14 protein-coding genes are annotated in these 15107 nt (G+C 71.4%); 3 read left to right on the top strand and 11 right to left on the bottom strand.

Annotated elements, in window-relative coordinates:
* Positions 1–9: 9 nt before the first annotated feature.
* The gene (locus Q9S78_RS03430) at positions 10–660 is read right to left on the bottom strand and encodes a trimeric intracellular cation channel family protein (protein ID WP_311868866.1); all 651 of its coding nucleotides are present in this window, start codon (positions 658–660) and stop codon (positions 10–12) included.
* Between the two features lie 30 nt (positions 661–690).
* Positions 691–1383, bottom strand: coding sequence for an alpha/beta fold hydrolase (locus Q9S78_RS03425; RefSeq protein WP_311868864.1), 693 nt, complete (start codon positions 1381–1383; stop codon positions 691–693).
* A gap of 142 nt (positions 1384–1525) precedes the next feature.
* Here Q9S78_RS03425 and radA point away from each other — a divergent pair, with 142 nt between their 5' ends.
* Positions 1526–2884: a DNA repair protein RadA gene (gene radA / locus Q9S78_RS03420; RefSeq protein WP_018185714.1), complete on the top strand. Its 1359-nt coding sequence runs from the start codon at positions 1526–1528 to the stop codon at positions 2882–2884.
* Positions 2885–2944: 60 nt separating this feature from the next.
* On the opposite strand, the gene Q9S78_RS03415 is transcribed toward radA, so the two are convergent.
* The 3 genes from Q9S78_RS03415 to Q9S78_RS03405 all read right to left on the bottom strand — a co-directional run bounded on the left by Q9S78_RS03415 (position 2945) and on the right by Q9S78_RS03405 (position 4939).
* A complete protein-coding gene (locus Q9S78_RS03415) occupies positions 2945–3346 on the bottom strand; it encodes a hypothetical protein (protein WP_018185715.1) in 402 nt (133 codons plus the stop codon).
* Between the two features lie 305 nt (positions 3347–3651).
* Positions 3652–4380 carry a hypothetical protein gene (locus Q9S78_RS03410; protein WP_311868862.1) on the bottom strand — a complete coding sequence of 243 codons (729 nt, stop codon included), beginning with the start codon at positions 4378–4380 and terminating at the stop codon, positions 3652–3654.
* Positions 4381–4426: 46 nt separating this feature from the next.
* On the bottom strand, positions 4427–4939 hold the full coding sequence (locus Q9S78_RS03405) for an amino-acid N-acetyltransferase (protein ID WP_018185717.1): 513 nt from the start codon (positions 4937–4939) through the stop codon (positions 4427–4429).
* Positions 4940–5025: 86 nt separating this feature from the next.
* Here Q9S78_RS03405 and Q9S78_RS03400 point away from each other — a divergent pair, with 86 nt between their 5' ends.
* Positions 5026–7536, top strand: coding sequence for a circularly permuted type 2 ATP-grasp protein (locus Q9S78_RS03400; RefSeq protein ID WP_311868861.1), 2511 nt, complete (start codon positions 5026–5028; stop codon positions 7534–7536).
* Positions 7533–8414 carry a transglutaminase family protein gene (locus Q9S78_RS03395; RefSeq protein WP_116227984.1) on the top strand — a complete coding sequence of 294 codons (882 nt, stop codon included), beginning with the start codon at positions 7533–7535 and terminating at the stop codon, positions 8412–8414. Before Q9S78_RS03400 ends, Q9S78_RS03395 begins: the two co-directional genes overlap by 4 nt.
* 45 nt (positions 8415–8459) lie before the next feature.
* On the opposite strand, the gene Q9S78_RS03390 is transcribed toward Q9S78_RS03395, so the two are convergent.
* From Q9S78_RS03390 to Q9S78_RS03365, 6 genes are all read right to left on the bottom strand, one after another.
* The gene (locus tag Q9S78_RS03390; RefSeq protein ID WP_311868859.1) at positions 8460–9944 is read right to left on the bottom strand and encodes a hypothetical protein; all 1485 of its coding nucleotides are present in this window, start codon (positions 9942–9944) and stop codon (positions 8460–8462) included.
* A gap of 161 nt (positions 9945–10105) precedes the next feature.
* Positions 10106–10819 carry a FadR/GntR family transcriptional regulator gene (locus tag Q9S78_RS03385; RefSeq protein WP_116227982.1) on the bottom strand — a complete coding sequence of 238 codons (714 nt, stop codon included), beginning with the start codon at positions 10817–10819 and terminating at the stop codon, positions 10106–10108.
* Positions 10816–11589 carry a 3-oxoacyl-ACP reductase gene (locus tag Q9S78_RS03380; protein ID WP_116227981.1) on the bottom strand — a complete coding sequence of 258 codons (774 nt, stop codon included), beginning with the start codon at positions 11587–11589 and terminating at the stop codon, positions 10816–10818. The genes Q9S78_RS03385 and Q9S78_RS03380 overlap by 4 nt, the downstream gene beginning before the upstream one ends.
* A gap of 19 nt (positions 11590–11608) precedes the next feature.
* Positions 11609–12964, bottom strand: coding sequence for an aldehyde dehydrogenase family protein (locus Q9S78_RS03375; protein ID WP_311868856.1), 1356 nt, complete (start codon positions 12962–12964; stop codon positions 11609–11611).
* Complete coding sequence (locus tag Q9S78_RS03370; RefSeq protein WP_311868854.1) at positions 12961–13731, bottom strand: gamma-glutamyl-gamma-aminobutyrate hydrolase family protein; 771 nt, start codon at positions 13729–13731, stop codon at positions 12961–12963. The genes Q9S78_RS03375 and Q9S78_RS03370 overlap by 4 nt, the downstream gene beginning before the upstream one ends.
* Complete coding sequence (locus tag Q9S78_RS03365; protein ID WP_311858705.1) at positions 13712–15067, bottom strand: glutamine synthetase family protein; 1356 nt, start codon at positions 15065–15067, stop codon at positions 13712–13714. Before Q9S78_RS03365 ends, Q9S78_RS03370 begins: the two co-directional genes overlap by 20 nt.
* Positions 15068–15107 lie beyond the last annotated feature (40 nt).

Here is a 15107-nt window from a genome sequence, read left to right as displayed (position 1 = left end):
CCGAGAGGGTCAGGCCGCGCGCGAGCGTCGCAGCGAACCGGGCTCGGGGAACGTCCATACGAACGCGACGGCGACGACACGTACGGTCACCGTGACCGCGATGCAGGCCAGTCCGGAGACGAGAATCGGCACCGCGAACGCGTTCAGCACCACGAGCACGGTCACCCCCGCTGCGGCGGCGACGGCGTACAGCGTGCTGACCTGCAGGAAGGAGAACGGCAGGTTCAGTGCGACGTCGCGCAGCATCCCCCCGCCGATCGCGCCGATGACCCCGACGACGACCGCGCCGACGGGGCCGACATCGAGAGCCAGGGCCTTCGACGCGCCGATGGCGCCGAACATCCCCATGACGATCGCGTCGAGGACGGTCAGCGGCCACGTCAGTCGCGAGACGACCGCCTGCAGCCCCATCCCCACCAGAGCGCCTCCCGCCGAGACCAGCAGATACCAGTTCTGCCAGATCACGACGGGCGGCTGATTCAGGACGACGTCGCGCAGCAGGCTTCCCCCGAGTTCGACCAGGAGGCCGATGACCAGCACCCCGAACACATCGATGCGCTGGTGACGGTGCTCCGCCGCGACGAGGGCGCCCTGCAGCCCGCCCAGCCCGGCGGCGAGGAGCTCGACCCACAGGGGGACGGCGAACAGGGCGACACTCACCAGACTCCTCCTCGATTCGGCAGGCGCGGATCAGCGCACGGAGCCCGCGGCATCGGTGATCACTCGAGCGACCGTCTCGGCCTGCGAGATGAACAGAGCGTGGCTGCCGGGGACGTTCGTGATCTGCGCGCCGACGCGCGAGGCCATGTGCTGGAGCATCGCCTGGTCGAACGCCTTGTCCTCCGTGGCGATGACGGCCCAGCTCGGCTTGTCGCGCCACGCCGCCGCCGTGACGGGCTCGGCGAAGACCGACATGTTGACGGGCACCTGGCTGTCGGCGAGGAAGGCGGCATCCGCTTCGGCGATGTCGGCGGCGAACCCGGCACCGAAGTGATCCCGGGCGAGGTAGCCGTAGCCGTCGTCCCGCACGTCGATGACGAACTCGGGGGTCGCGGCGAAGCCCTCGTACTGCTGACCGGAGGACTCCCCCGCATCGGGGATCAGCGCCGAGACGTACACGAGACCCGCCACGTTCGGGTGGATCCCCGCCTGCGTGATGACGGTGCCACCCCACGAGTGGCCGACGAGGATCGCTGGGCCGTCCTGCTGGTCGAGGACGCGCGTGGTCGCGGCGACGTCGGCCTCGAGCGAGGTGAGCGGGTTCTGCACGATCGACACCCGGAAGCCGCGGGCGGTGAGCAGATCGTAGACGCGGCGCCAGCCGGATCCGTCCGCGAAAGCGCCGTGGACGAGGACGACGTTGGTGATGTCTGCAGTGGTCATAGGTCTCTTCCTTCTCTGTCGGTGACCCCCAGTCGAGGTCTGGTCGATGCAACGCCAGCGATACGCAATATATTGCATATCCATTGGACGAACAAGAGCGGTGCCCACCGGCGATGTCGGATGCCGCGATTAGCCTGAGGACATGGCTTCACGACGACCCGCACCGACCGCGGCCTTCCGCTGCACCGAGTGCGGCTGGACGACCGCGAAGTGGGTCGGCCGCTGTGGCGAGTGCCAGCAGTGGGGCACCGTCGTCGAAGCCGCCACGCAGACGGGGATCACGGCATCCGTCACCCCGATCGCCCCGACACGGAGCGCGCGTCGCATCACCGAGATCGACACGCGTGAGACGCCGCGCCGCTCGAGCGGCGTCGGGGAGTTCGACCGCGTCCTGGGCGGCGGCATCGTCCCCGGCGCGGCGATCCTGCTCTCGGGCGAGCCGGGGGTCGGCAAGTCGACCCTCCTGCTCGAGGTCGCCGCGCAGAGCGCGCGCGCCGGGCGGCGCGTCCTCTACGTCAGCGCCGAGGAATCCCTCGGCCAGGTGCGCCTGCGCGCCGAACGCACCGGCGCGCTGCACGACGAGCTCTACCTCGCCAGCGAGACCGACCTGGCCACGACGCTCGGGCACATCGACGACGTGCGACCCGACCTGCTGATCGTCGACTCTGTGCAGACCGTCTCGTCAGGGCTCATCGACGGGGCGGCCGGGCAGCCGAGTCAGGTGCGGGAGGTGGCATCCACCCTCATCCGCGTCGCGAAAGAGCGCGACCTGCCGGTCGTGATCGTCGGACACGTCACGAAGGACGGTCAGGTCGCGGGGCCGCGCATCCTCGAACACCTCGTCGACGTCGTCTGCCACTTCGAAGGCGACCGGCAGACGTCGCTGCGCTTCGTGCGGGCGCTCAAGAACCGTTTCGGCGCCACCGACGAGGTCGGCTGCTTCGACATGGCCGGCGACGGCATCGCCGAGGTCCCCGATCCCAGCGCACTTTTCCTCAGCACGCGTCCCAGCGAGCCCGGCACGTGCGTGACCGTGGCCCTCGAGGGTCGTCGTGCGCTGCCCGTCGAGGTGCAGGCCCTGACTCTCCACACGTCGGCTCCGAACCCGCGCCGGATCGTGAGCGGTGTCGACGGTGCCCGTGTCGCGATGGTGCTCGCCGTGCTCGAGAAGCGCGCCGGCATCAAGCTGTCGGACCAGGACGTCTACGTCTCCACGGTCGGCGGGGTTCGCCTCACCGAACCGGCCGCAGACCTCGCCATCGCCCTCGCCATCGCGAGCGCTGCAGCCGAGCGGCCGAACCCCGCGAAGCTCGCGGCGATCGGCGAGCTGAGCCTGTCGGGCGAGATCCGCCGCGTCACCCAGCACGACCAGCGACGGTCCGAGGCGGCGCGACTGGGGTACAAAGCGGTCATCGATGCGAGTGCAGGCACGCTCCGGGACGCCCTCAATCAGCGAGCACGGCACCACGCACCGACGCGGGACGACCGGCCCGACTTCTGAGTCGGGTCAGGCTCCTGAGGCGGGTCAGGCTTCTGAGCCAGGTCGGGCTTCCGAGGCGGATCAGGCGTCGAGCGCCGCGATCAGGTCGGCCGGCGACGCCTGCATCGCGTGCGGACCGGCGATGTCGAAGAACACGGTCGTGATCTCGTCACCGTATGTGCCGAGGAACGCCCGCAGCCACGCCGGAGACTGCAGCCCGACACCGGGCGGCAGCGATGCGGGCTTGTTCGCGGCATCGCTGAACAGGAGGAGCGCGACGTCGCCGGTGGCCGGATCGCGGTACGTCCAGACCTCACCCGAATCACGGGGGTCGTCGCGGGCGCCGGGGCGCAGCAGCGGCACGACCGTCGGTCCGTGTCGAAGGGCGAACGCGAGGGCAGCCATGTCCTGCGTCTGGAGCGCGTCCGCGAGTGCGGTGTTGCGGAACTCGAGCGGCTTCTTCTCGCGCTTCTTCCCGGCCATCCCCCCAGCCTAAGCGGGATGCCGCGCGTCGCCGATCCGCGCATCGTGGACACCGGCGAGCACAAAAAGAAGGGGGCCCTCTCGAACTCCCCATTGGGGACTGGAGAAGTCGAGAGGGCCCATCGCTCGCCGGCGACCCGGGGGATCCGACGTCCCGCCTGGGGGGGGTAGCGGGACTCCGCTGCTGGGGACCAGTGGAGGAGAGCCGCCGTGAGCTGAACCCCAGGGTACGCACACTCGAGCACCGCGGGACAGCCCATCTCTCATGAGAAATTTCTCAGAAAACGCTGTGCCGGAGCCCCTGCTCAGCGGAGGGTGAACGAGGCCGGCTCGGCGGAGCCGATCCCCCCGATCGTCACGGCCAGGTTGTACCAGCCGGGCAGGGCCTTCTGCCGGTCGCCGTCGCAGGTGTCGACGGCCGATCGTGTGCGATCCCAGACGATGGGAGCCGAGCTCTTCACGGTCTTGCCCGCGTCGAGCTGCACGATCTGATCACTCGGCTCGGTCTGGCAGTCCGTTGATCGCCACCAGGTATCGGTGCCGCTGGTGATCTCGAACGTCTGAGCGGCCGTCCCCACGTTGATGAGACAGGGCTGGTCGGTGTCGTTGACGAGAGTGATCGAGAGCTTCGGCAGCTCACCCGTGCCGTAGGACGTCTTGTCGGTAGTGGCGGTGACGGTCACATCGCCGGTCGTGCAGGCGGGCACGTCACTCGCACTTCCGCCGTCGTCGTCACCGGGCGCACCGGTGTCGCCGTCCGCCGACGAGGTGACGCGCGGGCTCGGCGTACCCGACGGCACGGGGGTGACACCCGTCGCCGTCGGCAGCGGCGCGTCGGACGACGCGGTCGGGCCGGCGGATGCCGCCCCTGCGCCGGAGGGCCGCGATGCGGCATCCGTCATCGCCCGCCAGGGCTGACCCACGACGAGCGCGACGATGCCGCCGACGATGAGCACGGCGAGCAGCAGCACGGCGAGCCGACGTCGTCGGTACACGGCCGGCGACGGCCGGTGACGAGGGGTCTGGCTGCTCACGCGTCCCAGGGTAAGCGCGGCCTCCGCGGTGGACCGTCCGGCGCGCCTACAACTGCTTGAGCATGCGGGTGTTGCCCAGGGTGTTGGGCTTCACGTGCGCGAGGTCGAGGAACTCGGCGACGCCCTCGTCGGCGCTGCGGAGCAGCTGCGAATAGACATCGGGGTCGACGACCTGTTCGCCGATCTCCGCGAACCCGCGGCGTGAGAAGAAGGGCACCTCGAAGGTGAGGCAGAACAGCCGGCTGAGACCGAGCGCCCGCGCGTTCTCCTCGAGCAGGTCGACGACGGCCCCGCCGACCCCGCGGTGCAGCCAATCGTCGGCCACGATGAGCGTGCGGATCTCGCCGAGGTCCTCCCACATCACGTGCAGGGCGCCGCATCCCACGAGACGGTCGCCCGCCTCGGCGACGACGAACTCCTGGACGGTCTCGTAGAGGGTGACGCGCTCCTTGCCGAGCAGGATGCGCCGCTGAACCCACGGCTCGAGGAGCTCTTGGATGCGGGGGACGTCGGATGTCCGCGCGGGGCGGACGGTGAAGGTGGAGTCCGGTCCCGTCATGCGTCCCACTGTATTCGCGTGCGACCGGTCGCACGCGCGGATCGACCGGTCGCGTGCCCCTACGCTTGACCCAGGAAGGTGACCCCGTGAGTGTGCTCCGTGACTATGCCGCGGCCGTGTCGCAACCGACGCTGTCGCTCGCGTCGACAGCGCCACGCTACGACGAGGTCGTCGACGGCGACGGCGCACTGCGTCCCGCCTGGCAGGGGCTCGCCTCGCTCGCCCTGGGCCTCACCCGCGAAGAGCTCGAACGCGTCGACGGCGAGATCTCGCGGTTCCTCGCCGACGACGGCGTCTCGTACGCGCGTGCGGGGGACGACCTGCGACCGTGGCAACTCGACCCGATGCCCTTCGTCCTGGATGCCCCGGGCTGGGCACGCCTCGACGTCGGCCTCGCGCAGCGCGCCGAGCTGCTGAACGCCCTCCTCGCCGACCTCTACGGACCGCAGGTCGTGCTGCACGAGCGGATCGTGCCGGCCGCGGTCATCCTCGGTCACGCCGGATTCCTCCGCGCGATGGCGCGCGCCGGCGACGAGAACCCGCCGCCCGACCTGCTCCTCTCGGCGACCGACCTCGGTCGCGACGCCGCCGGCGAATGGCACGTGCTCGCCGACCGCGTGCAGGCGCCCTCGGGCCTCGGGTACGCCGCCGAGAACCGGCGCGTGATCTCGCAGGTGCTGCCCGACCTGCTCGACGAGGGCACCCTGCACCGCATGGACCCCTACTTCGCCGCCCTCCGTGCCGCGCTGATCGCCGCGGCCCCCGAGGGGGCGAGCAGTCCCCGCATCGTCGTCCTCTCCCCCGGCCCGCTGTCCGAGACCGCGTTCGATCAGGCCTTCCTCGCCAACGCGCTCGGCTTCCCTCTCGTACAGGGCAGCGACCTCGTCGTCCGTGACGGCGCGGTGTGGATGAAGCCCGCCGGCTGGCCGCAGCGCGCCCCGCGCGAGCGCGTCGACGTCATCCTCCGACGGGTGGATGCCGAGTGGTGCGACCCGCTCGAACTCCGCTCGGGATCGCGGCTCGGCGTCGCGGGCCTCGCCGAAGCGGTGCGCCGCGGGCACGTGCGCGTCGTCAACGGACTCGGCGCCGGGGTACTCGAGAACCCCGCGCTCCTCCCCTACCTGCCCGCCGTCTGCGAACGGCTCCTCGGCGAGCAGCTGCGCGTGCCGTCCGTCCCCGCATGGTGGCTCGGCGACCCCGACGCCCGTGCCGACGCCCTCCCGCGCCTGACCGCCGGCGACCCGACGCTCGAGCTGCGCCACATCGACGACCCCCGCCGCCGCCTCGACGCGGCCGATCCCGAGCTGCGCGCCCGCCTGGTGCGGGAGCCGCACCGGTTCGCCGCGGTCGAGCAGCTGGCCCTGTCGCAGGTCCCGGTGTGGGATGCCCGGGGCGCAGCATCCGCTCTACCCGTCACCCTGCGGGGTTTCGCGATCCGCTTCGGGTCGACGTACCGTCCGCTCGTCGGCGGCCTGGCGACGGTGCGGACCGCACCCGAGTCGGCGCCCGTCACGAAGGACGTATGGGTGTTGAAGTCGGACGAGGCGGAAGCCGACCAGGGGATCGTCGACGTGGCATCCCTGCCGACGACCAGAAGCGACCCGACCCTCGCGCCGCGCGCACTGTCGGACCTGTTCTGGACGGGCCGCTACGCCGAGCGCGCCGAGGATCTCCTGCGTCTCGTGATCTCGACTCAGGCGGCGCTCGACCAGCCCGGCGCCCACCGGGCGGGCCAGGCGGGCGAGAGCGTGCGCGTGCTGCTCGCAGCGATACACACCCTCGCCGGCACGCGGGCGAGCGAACCCGAGGCGGAGTTCCGGTCGCTGCTGCTGGATGCCGCGCGTCCCGGATCGGCGGCGCACTCGATCGCGCGCCTCCGCGACGCCATGGAGGGGGTGCGCGATCAGCTCTCAGGCGACACGTGGCGCGTCTTCTCGAACATCGAACGCGCGGTGCGCGCGCTCCGGACCGCGCCGCATCCGCACCGGACGGCGGAATCCGCGGGACGGATGCTCGCCTCGATGCTGTCTCTCTACGGCGTGACGGCCAACATGATCCGCGACCCCGGCTGGCACATGATGGAGGCCGGTCGCTACCTGGAGCGCGGCCTACAACTGACGACCCTGCTGTCGTCGGCCTTGTCGGCCAGTCGCAGTCCGCGGACCGACCGCGAAGTGCTCGAATCGCTGCTGCTGACGGCCGAGAGCGTCGTGACGCACCGCCGCCGCTACCGCGGTGCGATGCGAGCGGCCGACGTCGCCGAGCTGCTGCTGCTCGACCGCGGCAACCCTCGTTCGCTCGCGTTCTCGCTGCAGACCCTGCGCGGCCACCTGGCCGCCATGCCCGCCTCGACCGGCTCGTCGCGTGCGGAGCGTCTGCTCGACCAGCTCGAGACCGAGCTCGCCGAGATCGAGGTGCTCGAGATGACGGCGGTCGTCGGGGGACGCCGCGAGCGGCTCGTCGACGGGCTCGAGGGCGTCCGCGCTCAGCTGGAGCAGCTCTCGGACGCGATCGGCGACCTGCACTTCGAGGCCGGCCCGCCGGCGGTGTCGATGGCCGAGCTGTCGCTCGTCGAGCTGATGGGTGCGCGCGCATGACCCGCTACCGCGTGTGGCATCGCACGGCGTACACCTACAGCGACGCCGTGCAGGACAGCATCGGCCAGTTCCACCTGCGCCCGCGCGACCTGCCGTGGCAGCGGATCGCCGGTTCCGAGGTGACAGTCGACCCCCTCCCGGGCGACATCTCCCCCCGCACCGACTGGTTCGGCAACTCGTCGACGTACTTCCACGTGACCGATCCGCACGAGGCGCTGACGATCGAGGCGTCGAGCGAGGTGACGGTCGCGGTGCCCGAGTACGACGCCGAGGCGCTCGCGCAGTCATGGGAGCTCGCGCGGCCGCTGCGGCATCCCGAACTCGACGGCGCCGTCGAGGCCACCGAGTATGCGCTCGAGTCCGCCCGGGTCGCGCACCACGAGGCAGCCCTCGCCTACGGGGCCGAGTCGCTGACACCGGGGCGGCCGATCGGTGAAGCCGCGACCGACCTGATGCAGCGGATCTTCCGCGACTTCGACTACGACAAGACCGCGACGACCGTGACGAGCACCGTGGGCGACGCGATGACGAAGCGGGCGGGCGTCTGCCAGGACTTCGCCCACGTCGCCCTCGCCTGCCTGCGCGGTCACGGGATCGCGGCGCGCTACGTCTCGGGGTACCTCGCGACGCAGCCGCCGCCCGGCAAAGAGCGCGTCTTCGGGGCGGATGCCTCGCACGCGTGGCTCGCGGTGTGGCTGCCCGGCACCGACCAGTGGCTCGCGATCGACCCGACGAACAATCAGTGGGCGAACGATCGGTACGTCACCGTCGCGTGGGGCCGCGACTACGGCGACGTCTCACCGGTGACGGGCATCATCTTCACCGAGGCGAAGACCTCGACCCTGCGCGTGCAGGTCGACGTCGCACCGCTCGACTAGCGCGCCGCGCGTTCGCCGATGCACCGGCCACCGCCGACGCCGAGCTCAGTTTCGGGGGTCGCCCAGCGGCAGCACGCGCGAGCCGAAGTCGAGGATCGTGTAGCGACCACAGCGGACGGGCGTCGCGTCGAACGTCGGGACACCGGCGAAGGGGATGGTCGCGGCATCCTGGATCAGGAACGTCACCGGTCCGCGACGTTCGGCGCGGTTGACGAGCCAGTCGTAGGGGCGCATCGTGTTGTCGACCTGCACCAGATGCGACGGGTCGGTCAGGGCGAGTTTCGGCGCGCGCACGGTCCAGAACTGCCCCGCACCGGTGCGGCCGGATGCCTCGACCCAGCGGGTGACGCACGCGAGATCCGCGTCCGGGCGGCTCGCGGCCGCGACGGTCACGGGAACCGCGGCGATGGCGGCAACGGCGAGCGCACCGGCGAGGATCGCGCTCAGGGCGCGAGGGACCGACAGGACGGGTGGCGCCACCGCGAGCACCACCACCGGCAGGAACACCCACGGCTGCAGATAGCGATCGGCGTCGGTGCCGGCCACGACGACGAGGGCGGTCGCCGCGAGCGGCGCGACGACCGCGAGGACGCAGACGGCCGCGACGACGCCGTCACGCCGACGCCACGACCGTACCGCGACGACGACGCTCGCCGCGAACAGGGCGAGCACCACGGCGAGCCAGAGGAGTCCGTTCACGGAGACCACCGTGTCGCCGAGCACACCGGCGAGACGGGCGAGCGCGTCACCCGCCTGGTCGGGGCGCAGGTAGTTACCGCCGGCGGCGACGATGTTCGCGGCGAAGAACCCCCGCAGCAGGTACCCGACCGCCGCCGCGCCCGCGACCGCGAGCAGCGTCACGACGGCGAGACGCGGCACGATCCTGCGCCCGACAAGTAGGACGCCGACGGCCACCGCGACCGGTCCGACGCACCACCCGACGAAGAGGGGATTCGTGAGCGTCGAGATCGCGACGACGCCCACCATGACGGGCACGACACGAACGGTCGGCGCGCCGTCCAGCAGCCGCCGGAACAGACCCACGGTGACAAGAGTGCCGACGACCGTCGCGGAGTAGTAGGTCGTCGTCGCCGTCAGCAGCGCGAGGTGGAACCCCGGCATCCCGCCGGGTCCTTCGAGGAGGACCAGCGCGACGAACGCTGCGAACGCCAGAACGCTCCCCGTCACGGGCCGCGAGCCCGGCCGGGAGCGCCCGGCGACCAGGCGGATCCCGCCGTACACGGCGAGGAGGTTGACCACGGCGTTGAGCGTGAGCGACCCCGTCGTGCCGAGCCCCAGGAACGACAGCGCCGCGTAGACCGTGGTCTCGGGCAGGAAGAGCACGGGCGACAGCGCCCAGTCCTGCGAGTCCCCGCGCCGCAGCGAATCCGCCATGAGCGCGACGACGACCGAATCCCCATCGCGGTAGAGCAGCCACGAACTCGTCGAGGCGACGACGGCCACGGCGATGAGCGCGAGAGCCAGCGCCGCACCCCATCCGGCCACCTCGGCGGCACGCCGCTGCATCATCCCGGGCCGCATCATCACCGCTCAGCACACCAGATTCGCCCCGGCGGCACCAGCCGGAGCGTGACGGATGCACGGCCGCCGGTGCAGGTGAGACAAGACCCGGCCCCGAACGCCACATCATCCCCAGCGGCCGGACATCCGTCACCGTACGGGCCGCGACCTCAGCCCAAGAACCCTCGCAGCAGCGCCTCCGACCCGGCGAGGTGCTCGAGCACGGCGGCCTCGGCCGCGTCCGCCCGCCCCGCCAGGATCGCCGCGACGATCCGCTCGTGCTGCGCGTCGGAATGCTCGATGTTGCGCGGCAGCAGCGGGAACGTGTCGAGCCAGGCGTTGATGCGCGCCCGGTTCTCGACGACCAGCGGCAGCAGCGACGGGATGCCGCTGGCCTCCGCGATGGCCAGGTGCAGCAGCGAGTCGAGCCGGCGGTACTCCCCCTCTGCGGCTCCGACGGTCGCGCGGTGATGCTGCTCGAGCGCGGAGCGGGCGGCATCCGTCAACTCCTGCGACGCAGCGGCGCGCGCGGCGCCCGCCTCGAGCACGCGGCGCAGGCCCAGAATGTCCTCGAGTTCGGCCACGTCGACCGGGCCCGCGGGCACGGGCAGCGGATCGGCCACGAACGTGCCGCCGTATCGCCCCCGCCGCCGCACCACGTAACCGGCGTCGGCGAGCTCGCCGATCGCCTGCCGCACGGTGTCACGGCTCACGCCGTAGCGCTCGGCGAGCTCGCGCTCCGAGGGGAGGGACTCCCCCGGCGCGACCACGCCGAGCCGCACGGTCTGCACGAGCCGTGCGACGGTGTCCTCGAGCGCGTTGCCGCCGCGCACCGGTCGGTAGACGGTGCTGCCGAGATCCGGCGACGACGCGGCCGGGATCACAGCGGCGTCACGTAGGCGTTGGTGATGCCGCCGTCGACGACGAACGCGTTCGCGGTGATGAACGAGGCGTCGTCCGAGGCGAGAAAGGCGACGGCGGCGGCGAGTTCTTCGGGCTCGGCGAAGCGGCCCATCGGCACGTGCACGAGCCGTCGCTGGGCGCGCTCGGGGTCGGCGGCGAACAGCTCCTGCAGCAGCGGCGTGTTCACCGGTCCCGGGCAGAGCGCGTTGACGCGGATGCCCTGCCGGGCGAACTGCACGCCGAGCTCGCGGGTCATCGCGAGCACACCGCCCTTCGACGCGGTGTACGAGATCTGCGAGGTGGCCGAGCCCAGCAGTGCGACGAACGACGCCGTGTTGATGATCGAGCCCTTGCCCGCCGGCACCATATGGCGCAGCGCGGCGCGCGAGCAGAGGTAGACGCTCTTGAGGTTGACGTCCTGCACCTTGTCCCACGCGGGCAGCTCGGTGGTCTCGATCGAGTCGTCATCGGCGGGAGAGATGCCGGCGTTGTTGAAGGCGATGTCGACCGAACCGAGGTCGGCGGCGACACCGTCGAAGAGCGCGTCGACGGATGCCTGGTCTGCGACGTTCACCTGGCGGAAGACGCCGCCCACCTCGTCGGCGGCCTTCTGGCCGGTCACGGGGTCGAGGTCGGCGATGACGACGCGGGCCCCCTCGGCGGCGAACCGCCGCGCGGTCGCGAGGCCGATGCCGCTGGCACCGCCGGTGATGATGGCGACGCGGTCGCGCAGGCGCTGGGTGAGATCCATTCGGGGAAGTCCTTCCGGGTCAGGAGGTGGCGTAGAAGACGTTCTTGGTCTGGGTGAAGTGCTCGGCCGCGTCGGGTCCGAGCTCGCGGCCGAGACCCGAGGCCTTCATGCCGCCGAAGGGGGTCGTGTAGCGCACCGACGAGTGCGAGTTCACCGACAGCACGCCGCTCTGCACGCCTCGGGAGACGCGGATGCCGCGACCCAGGTCGCGCGTCCAGATCGAGCCCGCCAGCCCGTAGACGGTGTCGTTGGCGAGAGCGATCGCGTCGACCTCGTCGTCGAACGGCAGCACCGCGACGACGGGTCCGAAGACCTCTTCCGTCGCGATGCGGTCGCCTCGCCCGGCGAGCACGACGGTGGGCGCGAACCAGAATCCTTCGCCCTCGGGGGCCGATCCGCGGAACGCAACGTTCGCTCCCTCGACGTACGAGGCGACCCTGTCGCGCTGGCCCGCCGAGATCAGCGGTCCCATCTCGGTCGACTCGTCGTTCGGGTCGCCGACGCGCCATGCGGCGACGGCGGGCTCGACGAGCTCGAGGAACCGGTCGAACACCGAGCGCTCGACGAGCAGGCGGCTGCGGGCGCAGCAGTCCTGCCCGGCGTTGTCGAAGACCGAGCCGGGGACGGCCGCGGCGGCCGCCTCGAGGTCGGCGTCGGCGAACACGATGTTGGCGCTCTTGCCGCCGAGCTCGAGCGTCACGGGCTTGAGCTGGCCCGCGCAGCCCGCGGCGACCTCGGTGCCGACGCGGGTCGACCCGGTGAACACGACTTTGCGGACGTCGGGATGCGTCACGAACCGCTCGCCGACGACAGGGCCGGCACCGGGGATGACGGTGAAGACGCCGTCCGGCAGCCCCGCCTCGAGTGCCAGGTCGCCGAGACGCATCGCGGTCAGCGGGGTCATCTCGGCGGGCTTCAGCACGACGGCGTTCCCGGCCGCGAGCGCGGGCGCGAATCCCCACGCCGCGATCGTCATGGGGAAGTTCCACGGCACGATGATCCCGACGACCCCGTACGGCTCGTGGTAGGTCACGTCGAGCCCGCCGGCGACGGGGATCTGGCTTCCGACCAAGCGTTCCGGCGCACCGGCGTAGTAGTTGAGCACCTGCGCGACGTGCGAGGCCTCCCACCAGGCGGACGAGATCGGATGCCCCGCCTCGAGCACCTCGAGCTGGGCGAGTTCCTCGACGTGGTCCTCGACCACGCGCGCGAAGTTCCGGAGCGCATCGGCGCGGGCGACGGGGGCCAGCTCGGCCCACGCGCGCTGCGCGCGGACGGCGCGGGCGACCGCGGCATCCGTCTCCTCCACCGAGGCGAGCGCGACGTCGCGGACGGCGGCGCCGGTCGCGGGGTTGAGGACGGTGAAGGCGCTCATGCGGAGACTCCCCGGTGCGAGGCGGCGTAGGCGTCGGCGGCGGCGACCAGGCCGAGGAAGAGGCGCCGATCGGCGGAGTTCTCCTCGGGGTGCCACTGCACCGCGACGAGGTAGTCGTCGCCCGGTGTCTCGAACGCCTGCACGAGCCCGTCGTCGGTACGGGCGGTGACGACGAGCCCCTCGCCGAGGCGGTCGACGCCCTGGTGGTGGTAGCTGTGGACGCCGTAGGGACCGGCGCCGATGAGGCCCGCGAGCTTCGTGTCGGCATCCACCTCGACGGTGTTCTCGGCGAAGACCCCGCCGCCGATCTTGTAGCGTTCGGTCCCGACGGCCTCGGGAAGGTGCTGATGCAGCGTGCCGCCGTAGGCGACGTTGATGAGTTGCAGTCCGCGGCAGATGCCGAAGACCGGGATGCCGCGTTCGCGGGCGCTGGCGAGCAGGGCGAGCTCCCACTCATCACGGTCGGCGCGGGCAGGATCCGTGAGCGGATGCCGGGGCGCTCCGTACAGCTCGGGCTGCACGTCGAGTCCGCCGGTCAGGATGAGGCCGTCGAGTCCGTCGAGCACGACCGCCGCCGCGGCCTGGGCGGAGGGCTGCGGCGGAAGCAGCACGGCGACGCCGCCCGAGGCGGTCACGGCGTCGAAGTACTGCTGCGGCAGGAAGCTCGCGCGGACGTCCCACACCCCCTGCACCGCGCGCTCGAGGTAGGTGGTGAGTCCGATGACGGGGCGGCGACCGCCCGCGAGATCAGAGACGTTCGAAGCCACGGATGCGCTCCCAGTCGGTCACGGCGGCGTCGTAGGCGAGGACCTCGACGCGCGCCTGGTGCAGGTAGTGGGCCACGACCTCGTCGCCGAACGCGGCGCGGGCGATCTCGGAGGCCTCGAACAAGTCCGCCGCCTCCCGCAGCGTCGTCGGCAGGTGATCGACGTCGGAGTCGTAGGCGTTGCCGGTGAGCGGTCCGGGCAGCTCGAGCTCGTGCTCAATGCCGTGCAGACCGCCCGCGATGATCGCCGAGATGGCGAGGTAGGGGTTGACGTCGCCGCCCGGCACGCGGTTCTCGACCCGCAGCGACGAGCCCTTCCCGACGACGCGGAGCGCGCACGTGCGGTTGTCGACTCCCCATGCGATGCCGGTAGGGGCGAAGGAGCCCTTCGCGAAGCGCTTGTACGAGTTGATCGTCGGCGCGTAGAGCAGGGTGAACTCCTTCAGTGTCGCAAGGATGCCGGCGATCCAGTGCTCCATGAGCGGGCTGAACCCGTGCTCGCCGTCGCCCGCCATGACCGCTTCGCCGTCCTCGCCGCGGACCGACAGATGGATATGGCAGCTGTTGCCCTCGCGCTGATCGAACTTCGCCATGAAGGTCAGCGACTTGCCGTGGGCGTCGGCGATCTCCTTCGCCCCGTTCTTGTAGATCGTGTGCTGGTCGGCGGTCTCGAGCACCTCGGCGAAGCGGAACGCGATCTCCTGCTGCCCGTCGTGGCACTCGCCCTTCACGCCCTCGCAGTAGAGCCCGGCACCCTCCATGCCACGGCGGATGTCGCGCAGCAGCGGCTCGAGACGGGTCGTGGCGAGCAGGTTGTAGTCGACGTTGTAGTCGGTGGATGCCTGCAGTCCGACGTAACGCTTGGCCCAGGCATCCCGGAACGAGTCGTCGAAGACGATGAACTCGAGTTCCGTACCCGAGTAGGCGACGAGACCGCGGTCGGCGAGCCGCTGACGCTGCGCGTTCAGGATGCCGCGGGGCGACTGGATGACCGCACCGCCGCGCACGTAGTCCAGATCCGCCATGACGAGCGCGGTCGCCGGCTGCCAGGGGATGCGGCGGAGCGTCGCCATGTCGGGGCGGAGCACGAGGTCGCCGTAGCCCTTGTCCCAGCCCGACATCTCGTAGCCGTCGATCGTGTTGACGTCGACGTCGACCGAGAGGAGGTAGTCGCAGACCTCGGCGCCGTGCCCGGCGACCTCGTCGAGCCAGAAGCGGCCCGCGACGCGCTTGCCGACGAGGCGTCCCTGCGCGTCGGGGAAGGCGACGATCACCGTGTCGATCTCGTCGGCAGCGATCGCATCGGCGAGTTCGTCCACCGTCAGGTTTCCGGGCATCCGTGGTCCTTCCGTCGTGCACTGTGCGGGATCGTCGTGG

Origin of the sequence: Microbacterium aquilitoris (genome assembly GCF_031932285.1) — a bacterium.
GTDB classification, from domain to species: Bacteria; Actinomycetota; Actinomycetes; order Actinomycetales; family Microbacteriaceae; genus Microbacterium; species Microbacterium aquilitoris.
Note: the sequence above shows the minus strand (reverse complement) of the source record. Positions and strands in the feature narration are given on the sequence as shown.

Excerpts from the sequence above, each read along its gene's own strand:
- Q9S78_RS03425 (WP_311868864.1), bottom strand. The coding sequence starts at position 1,383 with ATGACCACTGCAGACATCACCAACGTCGTCCTCGTCCACGGCGCTTTC.
- radA (WP_018185714.1), top strand. The coding sequence starts at position 1,526 with ATGGCTTCACGACGACCCGCACCGACCGCGGCCTTCCGCTGCACCGAG.
- Q9S78_RS03415 (WP_018185715.1), bottom strand. The coding sequence starts at position 3,346 with ATGGCCGGGAAGAAGCGCGAGAAGAAGCCGCTCGAGTTCCGCAACACC.
- Q9S78_RS03405 (WP_018185717.1), bottom strand. The coding sequence starts at position 4,939 with ATGACGGGACCGGACTCCACCTTCACCGTCCGCCCCGCGCGGACATCC.
- Q9S78_RS03395 (WP_116227984.1), top strand. The coding sequence starts at position 7,533 with ATGACCCGCTACCGCGTGTGGCATCGCACGGCGTACACCTACAGCGAC.
- Q9S78_RS03390 (WP_311868859.1), bottom strand. The coding sequence starts at position 9,944 with ATGATGCAGCGGCGTGCCGCCGAGGTGGCCGGATGGGGTGCGGCGCTG.
- Q9S78_RS03380 (WP_116227981.1), bottom strand. The coding sequence starts at position 11,589 with ATGGATCTCACCCAGCGCCTGCGCGACCGCGTCGCCATCATCACCGGC.
- Q9S78_RS03375 (WP_311868856.1), bottom strand. The coding sequence starts at position 12,964 with ATGAGCGCCTTCACCGTCCTCAACCCCGCGACCGGCGCCGCCGTCCGC.
- Q9S78_RS03365 (WP_311858705.1), bottom strand. The coding sequence starts at position 15,067 with ATGCCCGGAAACCTGACGGTGGACGAACTCGCCGATGCGATCGCTGCC.